At 70.1% G+C, this 12097-nt stretch carries 12 protein-coding genes; 1 reads left to right on the top strand and 11 read right to left on the bottom strand.

The genetic code is table 11. The features are described 5' to 3' along the window. Window positions 1-409: 409 nt before the first annotated feature. The 8 genes from lexA to KTR66_RS25235 form a co-directional block, all read right to left on the bottom strand. Window positions 410-1096, bottom strand: a complete 687-nt coding sequence (gene lexA, locus KTR66_RS05580) for a transcriptional repressor LexA (RefSeq protein ID WP_213611225.1) — start codon at window positions 1094-1096, stop codon at window positions 410-412. A gap of 364 nt (window positions 1097-1460) precedes the next feature. Further along, window positions 1461-2438 (bottom strand): tripartite tricarboxylate transporter substrate binding protein, encoded by a 978-nt coding sequence (locus KTR66_RS05575; RefSeq protein WP_213611223.1) that lies wholly within the window; start codon window positions 2436-2438, stop codon window positions 1461-1463. A 16-nt stretch (window positions 2439-2454) separates the two neighbouring features. Further along, window positions 2455-3345: a dihydrodipicolinate synthase family protein gene (locus tag KTR66_RS05570; RefSeq protein ID WP_213611221.1), complete on the bottom strand. Its 891-nt coding sequence runs from the start codon at window positions 3343-3345 to the stop codon at window positions 2455-2457. After that, window positions 3342-4514 (bottom strand): exo-alpha-sialidase, encoded by a 1173-nt coding sequence (locus KTR66_RS05565; protein ID WP_213611219.1) that lies wholly within the window; start codon window positions 4512-4514, stop codon window positions 3342-3344. Before KTR66_RS05565 ends, KTR66_RS05570 begins: the two co-directional genes overlap by 4 nt. Continuing rightward, entirely contained in the window at window positions 4514-5629 is a 1116-nt protein-coding gene (locus tag KTR66_RS05560) for an iron-containing alcohol dehydrogenase (protein ID WP_213611217.1), read from the bottom strand. Before KTR66_RS05560 ends, KTR66_RS05565 begins: the two co-directional genes overlap by 1 nt. Continuing rightward, window positions 5626-6654, bottom strand: a complete 1029-nt coding sequence (gene pdxA / locus KTR66_RS05555; protein ID WP_213611215.1) for a 4-hydroxythreonine-4-phosphate dehydrogenase PdxA — start codon at window positions 6652-6654, stop codon at window positions 5626-5628. Before pdxA ends, KTR66_RS05560 begins: the two co-directional genes overlap by 4 nt. Beyond that, window positions 6651-7733 (bottom strand): four-carbon acid sugar kinase family protein, encoded by a 1083-nt coding sequence (locus KTR66_RS05550; protein ID WP_213611213.1) that lies wholly within the window; start codon window positions 7731-7733, stop codon window positions 6651-6653. Before KTR66_RS05550 ends, pdxA begins: the two co-directional genes overlap by 4 nt. An 8-nt stretch (window positions 7734-7741) precedes the next feature. Continuing rightward, window positions 7742-8584, bottom strand: coding sequence for an IclR family transcriptional regulator C-terminal domain-containing protein (locus tag KTR66_RS25235; RefSeq protein WP_213611211.1), 843 nt, complete (start codon window positions 8582-8584; stop codon window positions 7742-7744). A gap of 132 nt (window positions 8585-8716) precedes the next feature. Between KTR66_RS25235 and KTR66_RS05540 the strand changes: the two genes are divergently transcribed. Beyond that, window positions 8717-9388 (top strand): SDR family oxidoreductase, encoded by a 672-nt coding sequence (locus tag KTR66_RS05540; protein WP_213611209.1) that lies wholly within the window; start codon window positions 8717-8719, stop codon window positions 9386-9388. A gap of 55 nt (window positions 9389-9443) precedes the next feature. Here the strand turns inward: KTR66_RS05540 and KTR66_RS05535 are convergent, their stop codons facing one another. Genes KTR66_RS05535 through KTR66_RS05525 form a run of 3 tightly spaced genes read right to left on the bottom strand, consistent with a single transcriptional unit; the run spans window position 9444 to window position 12089 of the window. Next, entirely contained in the window at window positions 9444-9767 is a 324-nt protein-coding gene (locus KTR66_RS05535; RefSeq protein WP_213611207.1) for a DUF4387 domain-containing protein, read from the bottom strand. A gap of 1 nt (window position 9768) precedes the next feature. Next, window positions 9769-11130, bottom strand: a complete 1362-nt coding sequence (locus tag KTR66_RS05530; protein WP_249731854.1) for an acyclic terpene utilization AtuA family protein — start codon at window positions 11128-11130, stop codon at window positions 9769-9771. Then, the gene (locus KTR66_RS05525) at window positions 11127-12089 is read right to left on the bottom strand and encodes a tripartite tricarboxylate transporter substrate binding protein (protein ID WP_213611205.1); all 963 of its coding nucleotides are present in this window, start codon (window positions 12087-12089) and stop codon (window positions 11127-11129) included. Before KTR66_RS05525 ends, KTR66_RS05530 begins: the two co-directional genes overlap by 4 nt. Window positions 12090-12097 lie beyond the last annotated feature (8 nt).

The raw sequence follows: 12097 nt of genomic DNA, 5'->3' as shown, positions 1-12097 counted from the left end.
GGATCGGTATCGAATCGCGCTCCGTTCACCCTGGCAGTCGGCGGTGTTGACCGCATCGAACGGGACATGGCCACGCTATGCAGCCAGTCTTGGCGCAGGGGTCGACAATGCCGGTGTGTCGCCCTGCAGTAACCCCAGCCCAGTTCGTGAGCCTCTATGCGACGACCGCTCCCGATCGACGTTCAGTGTCCAACTCAACATCCGGCTTTCCCTTGAGCTGCTGCCCGACTGAATCCAAATGCCGGTGGGCAATACGCGCCTCGGTTGGAAAGCCCAACGCCCAGGGACTGCAAGCAAACAACGGTCAAGGGCAAAGCGACAAAGGGAGGCCCGCACGTAAGCTCCATACACCGCGTCTGGCGCGCTCTTCGAACACCCCCCTCCGACTTCGGGGGAGCGCGACATCAACTCATTTCCTGTAGGAGCGAATCAAACCTGAAAGAGTACCCTGTACCTCAACGCGGTCCGCGCCGAAGATCTTTGTCTCATAGAGAGGGTTGCAGGGCTCAAGGGCGATCGAGTTGCCCCTCTTCCTGATTTTTTTCAATGTGGCTTCAGCCTTATCGACCAAGGCAACAACGATATCCCCGTTGTCGAAAGTAGATCCCAAACGAATGATGGCAATGTCGCCGTCCAGGATCCCAGCATCGGACATCGAGTCGCCACTGACCTTTACAGCGTAGTGTGGCCCCGAGTGCAGGATATCCGTAGGGACGTCGATGTAAGATGTCGTCTCCCCAATGGCCTCCTTTGGATGGCCCGCAGCAATATTCCCAAGGAGCGGAACTTTGCGGGACAGACTATCAGCAAAGGGTTCTGATAAAGAATTGACGCTTCGGAGTGAATGGCCCGAATTGTGAGGTATATCGCTGCTCATTTTCTGTGGCGGCAGTCGAACAACTTCAAGTGCTCGGGCACGATGTGCGCGTCGACGCAGAAAGCCTCGCTCCTCAAGAGCGGTAATGAGGCGATGTACCCCAGATTTAGACCTCAGATCGAGGCCATCTTTCATCTCATCGAAAGACGGCGAGAAGCCCGTCGTCTCGAGATGGTGATGGATGAACATGAGCAACTCGTGCTGCTTGCGGGTAAGCATGCTATGAAAACTTTCATGCGTTGGCAGCGCGGCGGTGCCGGCTGATGGTACAAACCATAAACACCGCCTATGTTCTATAAAGGTTCTTCTTCGAGGTCAAACGGAGTTTTCGGGCATTGGGTCGTCCTCACTCTGTCGGGTCTGGCTGAGTGTGGGCCCCACCGTTTCCGCGGCGTGCGCGGAAAGCTTCCTGCGCGCGCGGCCGCGCCTTTGCGCGACGCTGATCGGTCGAATGCCATGGGGGCGCACGTGTCGGGAGGCAGGCTCCCACCAGTCAGCGGCAGGCCGCCGATGTCTGCCTGATTGTTACGTGCCGGGCGCCCGCGGACATCCGGCAGCGTAATGACCTCGGTCGTCCTCCCGCCTATTCCGGTTGATAGTTTACGCTGCGCAATAACTCTGTGGCGCGCGCGATCTCGGCCGCGATGAAGCGGCGCGTCTCGGCGATGCTCTCGGTCACCGGCTCCAGCACCTGGCTGGTCAGGCGCTGCACGATGGCGGGGTCGCGCATCGTCTCCTGCATCAGCGCATTCACCCGCTCGTTGATCGCGGCCGGCGTGCCGCGGGGCGCCCAGACGCCATACCAGGACTGGAACTCGAAACCGGGCAATCCGGCCTCGCCCATGGTGGGCACGCTCGGCGCCAGGGTGGAGCGCTGGGCGGTCGCGATGCCGAGCGCGCGAGCGCGGGCCTCGGCGCCGGCCGTGGCCGGCAGCAGCGCAAAGCTGTTGTCGATCAGCAGCGGCACATTGCCTGCCATCAGGTCGGTCAGCGCGGGCTGCGTGCCGCGATAGCTCACCATCTCGAGGTTCAGCCCGGTGCGGCGGTTGAACTCGATGGTGGCGAGGTGGCTGGCCGCACCGAGCGAGGAGATGGCGATGCTCCATTCGCGCGGCCGCGCGCGGGCCGAGGCGATGACATCGGCCAGCGTGCGCTCCGGCCGGCTGGCCGAGATCACCATCACCAGCGGCGCCTGCGCCGTGCGCGCCATCACCTCCAGGTCGCGCTGCGGATCGAAGGTCGCATTGCGCAGCACGAGGGGCATGACCGCCGTGTTGAAGGCGGAGGCGAGCAGCGTATAGCCGTCGGGCGGGGCCTGCAGCACGGCATTGGTGCCGATCAGCCCGGCGCCGCCGGTGCGGTTCTCCACCACGGCCTGGGCGCCAAGCTTCTCGTTCAGCTTCTGCGCGGTGAGGCGGGCCAGCGCGTCATTCGCGGCGCCGGGCGGCCAGGGGCAGATGACGCGCAGCGTGCGGCCGGGCTGCGGCCAGGCCTCCTGCGCCAGCACGGCGGGGGCGGCGAGCAGGCCGAGGCTGCTGCCCAGCAGGGTGCGACGGAACATGGCGGGTTTCCTCCTCTCAGGTGTTCAGCAATGCGGCGGTTTCTTCCGCCGTCAGGGGCAGCAAGGGCGGGCGCATGCGGCGCCAGCCGTCATCCTTCAGCCTGGCGCCCAGCATGGTCTTGAGCGAGGCCATCTGGGCGAAGCGCGAGGCCTGGTTGCGGGCGGCCACGATGCGCGCCTGCGCCGCCTCCACCTCCGCCGCGCGGCCGGCATCGGCGAAATGGCGGAAGACGAAGGCGAGCTCGGCCGCGACCAGGTTCGAGGTGGCGGTGATGCAGCCGGCACCCCCTTCGCGCAGCAGCGGCAGCATCAGCGGGTCGGCGCCGGCCAGCACCGCGAGGCCCGGGAATTCCCGCACCAGCGCCGTCATATGCGCGAGGTCCCCCGCGGAATCCTTGATGCCGGTGAAGACGCCCGGGAAGCGCGCGCGCAGCCGGGCGATGACCGGGAAGGGGATGGGCACGGCCGACATCTGCGGGATGTGGTAGAGCACCACGCGCAGCCGCGCGTCGCCCACGCGCTCGATCACCTCGGCGTAGCTGGCGAAGAGCCCGTCCTCGCTGACGCCTTTGTAGTAGAAGGGCGGCAGCATCACGACGGTGGTGACGCCACAGGCCAGCGCATGGCGCGTCAGCGCCACCGTCTCCATCAGAGCCGCGACACCCGTGCCGGGCAGCAGGCGCTCCGGCGCCACGCCGCCCGCGATGGCGGCCTCCAGCAGGGCGCGGCGCTCCTCCGAGGAGAAGCTGTTGGCCTCGCCCGTCGTGCCCAGCATGGCAATGCCGTCGCAGCCCTCGGCCAGCAGCCGGTGGCAATGCGCCACGAAGCGCGCGTGATCGGGCAGCAGGTTTTCGTCGAGCGGCGTGAGCGCGGCGGAGAAGACGCCGCGGGGGTGAAGCTCGGTCATGCGTCGCGGCTCCGGATCCAGGCCTCGTCCACGCGGACATATTTGATGGCCTGTCGCCAATAGGTGTAGGCGAGGTGGATGGTCCCATCGGCCGTCTGGCAGAGCGAGGGGTAGGAGAATTCCCGGTTCAGCCGGTCCTTCGAGTTGTTGGTCATGCAGTAGCCATCGCCGACTTCGAGGTTGCGGCGATGCGGCCAGGTGAGGCCGCCATCCTCGGAGAGGGCGAGGCGCAGCGGCGCGCGCGGCGCCCCCCAGAAGGCGGCACGGCCCGCGCTTGGGGAAGCCGCCGGCTCCTCGCCGCCGATATCGTCGTAGAGGGAGGTGCGGCGCCCCGTGGCATCCGCCGCGCTGCTTTCATTGTAGCAGAGGGCGATGGCGCCACCTGTCAGCGTCAGCGCCATGACGGAGCTGTTGTTGTTGGGCAGCACGGAGGGCTGCGGCGCGCTCCAGCTCTCGCCATCATCGGTCGAGACGCTGCGATAGACGTGATCCGCCCAGCGGCTGCGGTAGAAGGCGAGCAGCGTGCCGGCGGGCCCGGGCACGATGGACATGTGGCAGCAGCCGGTGCTCTCCGGCACCGCGCTCTCCTCCCAGGTCATGCCCTCATCGCGCGAGATGAGGACGGAGGAGGTGTCGAGGTCGCCGGTCCAGGCGCCGGAGGGCGGCTTGGTGCAGCGCCAGATGGGCAGCAGCCAATCCCCCCTGCCGTTTACATGGATGCGGCTGCGGATGAAGGTGCCGAAGCCCGGCTTCTCCGGGATCAGCGTCTCGATCGGGCCCCAGCTCTTCCCACCATCCAGCGAGATTCGGCGGCGGATCAGCGCCGTGTCCTGGTTGCCACCAGTCTGCGCCGTCCAGAGCAGCCAGAGCGCGCCACGCGGCGTGGTGAAGAGCAGCGGGTTCTGCTCGGAGCGCGTCGGGTCGTCCGAGAGCTTTTCCGCCTCCGTCCAGCGCGTGGCGCCGGCCGGGAGGCGGGAGAAATGGACGGAGATGTCCGGGATTCCCTCCTGCGTGCCGCCGAACCAGACGCAGCCGAGATCGCCGCCGGGCAGGGGCGCGATGAAGGCCGCGTGGTTCTGCACGCAGGGCGTGGGGATGAAGCATTCGAGCCGGGCCGGATCGCCCACGGCGGGGGCGAGTTCGGCGGGTTTCGCGATGGTGCCGTCCATCAGAAGGCTGCCTCGTACATGGCCAGGATTTCCTCACGCGGGAGGTCGCGCGGATTGTTGTCGAGCAGGCGGCGGATGGCATGCGCCTCGGTCGCCATGCGGGGCAGGTCGTCGCGCGGCACGCCGAGCTGGCCGAGGCGCATCTCGATGCCGAGGGCCGCGCACCAGCCATGGGCGGCCTCCAGCGCCGCGCCCCGCACGCCCAGCGCCTCCAGCACCAGCGCCGTCTTCTCCGGCACGGCGGGCGCGTTGAAGGCCAGCGTGTGCGGGAAGATCACCGCGCAGGCCAGGCCATGGGCGACATGGTGCCGCGTGCCAAGCGGATAGGCCACCGCATGCCCGGCCGTGGTGTTCACCGGGCCCAGGCCATAGCCTCCATAGAGCGAGGCCAGCGCCAGGCCCGCCCGCGCCTCCAGGTCGCCGCCATCGCGCACCGCGCGCGGCAGATAGCGGCCGACCAGGCGGATGCCCTCCAACACATAGAGGTCGATCAGCGGATGCGCCTTCTTGCTGGTGAAGGCCTCGGCGCAATGCGCCAGCGCATCCACACCCGTCGCCGCCGTCACATCCGGCGGCACGCTCAGCATCAGCTCCGGGTCCACGATGGCAATGTCGGCCATCATGTGGCGGCTCTGCACGGCGAGCTTGTTCTGCGTCGCGGGGTCGGTGACGAGAGCGCGCGTGCCGGCCTCGCTGCCCGTGCCCGCCGTGGTCGCCACCTGGGCGAGCTTCACGCGGCGGCCCAGCACCTTCTCGGGTCCCACCACCTCATGGATGGTCTGCCCGCTGCTCGGCAGCACGGCGACGAGCTTGGCGAGGTCCATCGCACTCCCGCCGCCAAAGCCGACCACCAGCTCGGCCCCCACCGCCTCGGCCATGGCCAGCGCGGCCTTGAGGTTGGGGATGTCCGGCTCGGGCTTCACCTGGGCGAAGACCTCGACGCGGCCCGGCAGTTCCAGCAGGTCCACCCGCGCCGCATTGCTGCGGCCGCTGACGACGAGGGTGCGCGTGATGCCCTGCTCGCGCGCCCAGGCGCCGAGGCGGCGGGCGAGGCCCGCGCCGAATTCCAGCCGCGCGGGGCGGGCGATCTCGATGGGGTGCAGAAGGGCGCTCATGCGGCGGTCTCCCGTTGGCCGGCGAGCTGCTCGGCGAGTTCGATCGCCTCGATCAGGCTGCGCTCGCTCGCGATGCCCTGGCCGGCGATGTCGAAGGCGGTGCCATGGTCCACCGAGGTGCGGATCACCGGCAGGCCGAGCGTGATGTTCACGCCCGAGAGCGCATCCCACTTCCCCGTCTCGGGGTTCACGTGGAAGCCCAGCAGCTTGACCGGGATATGGCCCTGGTCGTGATACATCGCGACCACGGCATCGAATTGCCCGGCGCGCAGCTTCACGAAGACGGTGTCGCCCGGCACGGGGCCCGTCACGTGCATCCCATCGGCCACGGCGGCGGCGATGGTCGGCGTCACCACCTCGATATCCTGCCGGCCGAAGAGCCCGCCCTCACCGGCATGCGGGTTGAGGGCGGCGACCGCGATGTGCGGTCGCGCGATGCCCATGCGGCGCAGCGCATCCTGCGTCAGGTCGAGTACGAGGCGGATGCGCTCGGGGGTGACGCGCTTCGGCACATCCTCCAGCGCCACATGGGTGGTGACGTGGCTGACGCGCATATTGCCGTGCGCCAGCATCATCACGCTGCCCTTGCGGCCGGTCAGCGCCGCGAGCATCTCGGTGTGGCCGGCGTAATGGTAGCCAGCGTCGTTGAGCGCCTCCTTGTTCAGCGGCGCGGTGACGAGGGCGGCGACCCGCCCCGCCTCAGCCAAGCGCACGCCCTGCTCGATCGCGAGATAGGCGAAGCGGCCGGCCTCCGCCGAGAGTTGGCCCGTGGTGATCGGCGCGCGCTCCTCCCCGGCCGGCAGGAAGGCGAGGACGGGCCAGTCGTCCTCCGCGCTGACGCGGGGGATGAAGAGGTCCGGCGCGAAATCGGCGCGCGCCTGATCGAGCGCGCCGCCATGGCCGATGATGAGCAGCTTCAGCGTGCCGCGCGCCAGGCGCGGCGCGAGGGCCCGGCAGGCCTTCACGATGATCTCGGGACCGATCCCGGCGGGATCGCCCATGGTGATGGCGAGGTGCGCTGTCATGCGGGGCTCTTCGCGGTGAGGGGGTGATGCGCCGCCAGCAGGTCGCGCCAGAGCGCGTCCCCGCCGAAGGCGCCGGATTTCGAGATGACGAGGAGGCCGTCCCAGATGCCGCCCATGAGGCGCGAGCGCGGCACGCCGGGCGTGACCAAGCCTTCGGCCCGCAGCGCCTCAGCGCCGAGGGCCGAGCAGACGTTGCGCAGCGTCTCTCCGCCGGCCACCAGCAGCGTGCCGGGGCGGGGCAGGGCGCGGAGCAGGGCGGCGAATTCCGCCGCGATGCGTTGCGCGGCCTCAACCCTGCCGAGCCCGGGCGGCAGCGCGAGGCTCACCAGCGCCGCGCCGCGCGCCTCCAACTGCCGTGCGATGCGCGGCGCTTCGCCAGCGCCTGCGATAGACAGCCAGTCCGGGCCGCAGGCCAGGAGCTGCCGCGCCGTCACGGCCTGGTCCGAGCCGAAGAGGCCGAGCACTTGCCCTTCCAGCCGCGCTTCGCGGCGCAGCTGCGCCGCACCCGCCAGGGCGCGCGCCAGCCCGCCGCTGCCGGCCCAGAGCACCGGGCCCGTCGTGCGGCGCCCCACGGCCGCGATGCGCGCGAGATCCGCATCGCTCTCCGCGTCGAACCAGGTGATGCCGGGCGCGAGTGGCGCGCCCAGGTCACCGGGGTGCAGTTCCAGCCCCTCAGCCGCCCAGTCCGGCATGGCGATGGGCGCCCAGGCGCCCTCCGGCTGCCGCGCCAGCACCCGGCCGCCGCGCGCGATGCGCCCCTGCGCGGGGAAGGCGGGGGCCAGCACGCAATGGCGCCAATGCCCGCTGGCCCAGCAGGCGGCGAGCTCGGCGGCGACCGGGCCGCGCAGCAGGCTGTCCAGCTTGCGATAGGCGATCTCGGCGCCGGCCAGCGCCGGGAGCATGGCCTGCACGGCAGCGATGCCCACCGCCCGCGGCGCCTCCCGCGTGTCGGAGCAGAGCGCGAGGCTGCCGGTGGCGGGCGCGGCGTCCCAGCGCACCGGCACGGGCCCGCACAGCGCCGAGAATTCGGCCGCGGTGTCGAGCGCGCCGGTCAGGTCGTCGGCCAGCAGGCGCAGCATGGGTTTGCTCATCGGGCGCCCCGCGCGACGCCAATTGCGCCCTGCGACAGGCGTATTGCCGCGGCCAGCTCCGTCGCCACTGTCTGCACGCGCGGCGCGGCGAGCGCCGCGAACGCCTCGGCCGGCAAGCGGCCACCGCGGATGGTCAGGCTGACGCCGGCCAGCGGCGTGCCCTCTGGCCCCAGCACGGGGGCCGCCACGGTGCAGAGCCCATAGGCATTCTCGCCATCCGACAGCGCATAGCCCTGCGCGCGCACCGCCGCGAGCCGCTCCAGCAGCGCATCGAGCTCTGTCAGCGTCCGTTCGGATAGCTTGATGCGTGGCACAGCCTCGAGCTGCGCAACCTGCTCTTCGCGCGGCAGCCAGGCCAGGATCGCCTGGCCCAGCGCCGTGGCATAGGCTCCGACGCGCGTGCCCGGCGGCCGCGCGACGCCGTAGCGATCCAGCCCCGCCTCGACCCGCGCCAGATAGATGACCTCGCCGGCCTCCAGCGCGCCGAGCGATCCGGCATCGGCGATCTGCGGGACCAGCCCCTGCAGCAAGGGCAGCGCGTGATCGCCCAGCCCATGCCCGGCCAGCGCAGCATGGCCGAGCTGCAGGCATTTCAGCGCCAGGCGGAAGCGGCGGCCTTCGGCCTGGCGGAGATAGCCGAGGCCCAGCAGGGTGTGGATCAGCCGGAACGCGGTGCCGCGATCCAGCCCCGCCCGAGCCGCGACCTCGGCCACGGTCAGCTCGGCGATGCCGGGCGAGAAGGCCTGCAGCACGGCGAAGGCTTTCGCCACCGACTGGACCTGGTTCTTCGGATTGTCGCCGGGGCGTTCCTCGCGCCCGGGCGGCGCGGCGCCGTCCACCCTTCATGCCCCCTTGGGAAGCGTTTGCTGAGAACGAAATGTTCGGAATGCGAACACTTGTTCGTTGATGCCAAAGTTGATAACCCGTTGGCCAACCGCCTGTCAAACGCGAAGCCCCGAGGAGACCCCGAAATGCCCCATGCCGTCGTGACCGGCGCCACCTCCGGCATCGGCGCTGCCATCACCGCGCATCTGCTGCGCGAGGGGTGGCAGGTCACCGGCCTCAGCCGCACCGCACCCGCGACCCTGCCGGAGGGCTACAGCCACCGCGCGGTGGACCTGCTGGACCCTGCCGCGACCGAAGCGGCGCTCGACGGCCTCGCCCCCTTCGCGCTCGTGCATGCGGCGGGGCTGATGCGCGCGGCCCCGCTCGGTCAGCTCGATGCTGCGGTGGGGGAGACGCTGTGGCGCCTGCATGTGGAGGTGGCCTTCCAACTGGCCGATCGCCTCGCGCCGCGCATGCCCGATGGCGGCCGCATCGTGCTGCTGGGCAGCCGTGCGGCGATGGGCGTGGCCGGCCGCAGCCAGTATGCGGCAGGCAAGGCGGCGCTGGTGGCCATGGCGCGGGCCTGGGCGGGCGAGCTGATCGGCCGGCGCATCATGGTGAATGTCGTCGCTCCCGCCTCCACCGACACGCCCATGTTGCGCGACCCGGCGCGCGCGGGCGACGTTCCCAAGGTGCCGCCCATCGGCCGCTACATCGAGCCGGGCGAGGTGGCGGCGCTGGTGGGTTTCCTGCTCGGCCCGCAAGGTGGAGCCATCACCGGGCAGCAGATCATGATGTGCGGCGGCAGCTCGCTTTAGGGGCTGTCGAGAAGGTGATTGGCCGCCGGGGCGATACCAGCGCGGCGGATCATGCTCAGGCCGCGTCGTTCAGCGGAATCTCGACATCGAGCAGCGGCGCGTGCTGCTGCGCCCCATAGACATCCGTGTCGCCGAAGCCGCCGGCGGGCACGAGGCGCGGCAGGCTCGCCTTGAAGGCGGCCGCCGCATCATAGGCGGTGAAGAGCACATCCTCCTCCGCCACGCCGTAGAGCTTCGCGAAGAGGGCCGCGTTCAGCACGCCCGTCGCCTTCACGCGGCGGTAGAGCGCGTGGTCCTCGAAGAGTACGTCGATCGTGACGACGAAGGGCCCGGCATTCTTGCTCTTGCAGACCTGCGCGATGTCGCGGATGCGGGGCATGTCAGACGCTCTCGTATTCGATGGGGAAGATCGCGCAGGGATCTTCCAGCGCCAGCGTGTGGAAGATGCTGAAGCGGTAGAGCGGGCCGAGTGCGATGTCGGAGGGCGAGAAGGGGAAGGCCATGTTCCCCTCCTTGCAGAGCCGCCCCGGGAAATCGGCGTGCAGCAGCGAGGTGCGCGCCATGGCGAGCACCGCATCCGCCACATCCTGCGTCTCCGCCACCACCTCGATCACGAAGCCCAGCTCATGGCCGGTGACGGCGGGTGTTGGTTCCCAGCCCGCCATCACGCCATCCTTGCCATAGACCCGCACGGCCATGCGCCAGGCCGTGGGGGGCACGCCGAAGGCCGCAGCCTTGGCCGCGACCTTGGCGCGGTGCGTGGCGAGATACTCGTCGATCTGGCCGATCAGCACCGGGTCGCGTGTGCCGCAGAGGGTGATGGCGCGGTAGCCGTCGCGCTCCACGCCCTCCAGCTTCACGGTGTATTGCGCGGCCGGCACCCAGCGCATGCCGCTGACCTTCACCGCCCGGTCGCTCACCGGCTCGAAGGTCACGTCGGAGGTGTCGAGCATCCCGCCCGGCTCGGTGTGGTGGATCGGGCTTGCATTCTCATGCAGGGCGAAATTGGCCACGGAGAGCGGCGTGCAGCGGCGGATCGGGTTGGGCGGCTCGCAGACCAGATGGTCCTCGCGGAGCGTCACCAGCAGGCAGTCGGGCTCCTTGGGCACGGCGGGTTCGGCGCCGCATTCCAGCATCTTGCCGGCATACCAACCGACGGCGGGCGGGATGCCGTGCCGGAGCGCGACGGCGGCCCATTGCGCGGGGTCGCTGCTGCGGCCGCAGAGGATGACCTGCGCGCCGCCATCCAGGGCCTTCGCGATCGGCTCGGGCCCCATCATGGCAACGATCCGCTCGGCGCGGTCGATCGTGGCGGCATCGAGCGGCGGCAGCTTCGCCAGCGCCTTCACCCGGCCGGCCGAGACGGCCTCGCGCAGCATGGCGCGCTCGGGCTCGGCATGGATCAGCGCCATGCGGAAGGAGAGCTTCTCCTCGCGCGCGATCTCGCGCACCAGCTCGGCCGTGGCCTGCAGATGCGGCTCGCCCCCCGCGCCGCCGGCGGTGCCGATGATGCAGGGGATCCTGGCCGCCATGGCGGCGAGCAGCATCAGTTTCAGGTCGCGCTTCACCGAGAGGCGCGAGGTGAAGGAGGTGCCGGCACCCAGGTAATGCGGGCCGGGATCGGTGCTGCCGCCATCGGCGCCGATCACATGCGGCTCCCGCGCCATGCCGATGCGCAGCGACTCCTCGGCATAGCCATAGCCGAGGATGCCGCTGGTCGAGAGCATCCGGAGCTCGGTCATGGCGTGCGCCGGATCAGCCCGTCCCGCGTCGCCTGCTCCCATTTCGCGTCATCCGCGCGCATCAGCGCCGCGAGTTGTTCGAGGTCCATCGGTGCCGCTTCGTTGCCGAGCGTGGCGTAGCGAGCGCGCATGGCGGGTGTGGCGATGATCTCGTTGATCGCCGTGTTGAGCTGCATGGCGATGGTCGTCGGCAGGCGGGCGGGCGCGAGGATGGCGAACCAGCCCACGAAGTCCGTCTGCGGTACCCCAGCCTCGGTCAGCGTGGGCACGTCCGGCAGGTAGGGCGAACGCTGCGGCGATGTGACGCCAATGACGCGCACCTGGCCGGAGGCGACCAGCGCCGCCGCGGTGGCCGGGCTGCCCCAGGCCACCGGGAGATGCCCCGCCGTGAGATCGGCCAGATAGGCGCCGCTGCCACGATAGGGCACCTCGTTCAGTTCGATCCCGGCGCGCAGCGCGAATTGCCGCGCGGCGAAGGAGGATTGTGCGTCAGAGGTGCCCTGCGGCACCCCACCCGGCTGCGCGCGCGCGGCGCGGATGAGGCCGCCGACATCCTGGAAGGGTGCGCGCATGCTCGCCATCATCACCATCGGATAGCGCGCAGTGATGGAGAGCAGGGTGAAGTCGGTCACCGGGTCATAGGGCAGGGGCCCCAACTGCCGCGCCATGATATGCGTGCTGGTCTGCGCCCCCAGCGTGTAGCCATCCGGCGCGCTGCGGGCAACGGCCTCGGTACCGACGATGCCATTGGCGCCGGGCCTGTTCTCCACCACGAAGCTGCGCCCGAAGCGGGCGGTGAGTTGCTCGGCGATGGCGCGCGTCGTCACATCCGTGCCGCCGCCGGCCGCATAGGGCACGATGATGCGCACGCTGCGCGAGGGCCAGACATCCTGCGCGCGCGCGAGCGTGGGCAGGGCGAGCGATGCGCCGAGGGCGGCGCGGCGGGTGAGCTTCGTCATGTCGTTCC

Source organism: Roseococcus sp. SDR (assembly GCF_019083995.1).
Taxonomy (GTDB): domain Bacteria; phylum Pseudomonadota; class Alphaproteobacteria; order Acetobacterales; family Acetobacteraceae; genus Roseococcus.
The sequence above is the reverse complement of the archived record's forward strand: the minus strand, read 5'-3'. Positions and strand labels throughout refer to the sequence as shown.

Coding starts and splice junctions, on each gene's coding strand:
- KTR66_RS05570 (WP_213611221.1), bottom strand. CDS start 3,345: ATGACCGAGCTTCACCCCCGCGGCGTCTTCTCCGCCGCGCTCACGCCG.
- KTR66_RS05575 (WP_213611223.1), bottom strand. CDS start 2,438: ATGTTCCGTCGCACCCTGCTGGGCAGCAGCCTCGGCCTGCTCGCCGCC.
- KTR66_RS05550 (WP_213611213.1), bottom strand. CDS start 7,733: ATGCTGCGCCTGCTGGCCGACGACCTGACCGGCGCGCTCGACACCGCG.
- KTR66_RS05535 (WP_213611207.1), bottom strand. CDS start 9,767: ATGCCCCGCATCCGCGACATCGCGCAGGTCTGCAAGAGCAAGAATGCC.
- KTR66_RS05540 (WP_213611209.1), top strand. CDS start 8,717: ATGCCCCATGCCGTCGTGACCGGCGCCACCTCCGGCATCGGCGCTGCC.
- KTR66_RS05565 (WP_213611219.1), bottom strand. CDS start 4,514: ATGGACGGCACCATCGCGAAACCCGCCGAACTCGCCCCCGCCGTGGGC.
- pdxA (WP_213611215.1), bottom strand. CDS start 6,654: ATGACAGCGCACCTCGCCATCACCATGGGCGATCCCGCCGGGATCGGT.
- lexA (WP_213611225.1), bottom strand. CDS start 1,096: ATGCTTACCCGCAAGCAGCACGAGTTGCTCATGTTCATCCATCACCAT.
- KTR66_RS05525 (WP_213611205.1), bottom strand. CDS start 12,089: ATGACGAAGCTCACCCGCCGCGCCGCCCTCGGCGCATCGCTCGCCCTG.
- KTR66_RS05560 (WP_213611217.1), bottom strand. CDS start 5,629: ATGAGCGCCCTTCTGCACCCCATCGAGATCGCCCGCCCCGCGCGGCTG.
- KTR66_RS05530 (WP_249731854.1), bottom strand. CDS start 11,130: ATGACCGAGCTCCGGATGCTCTCGACCAGCGGCATCCTCGGCTATGGC.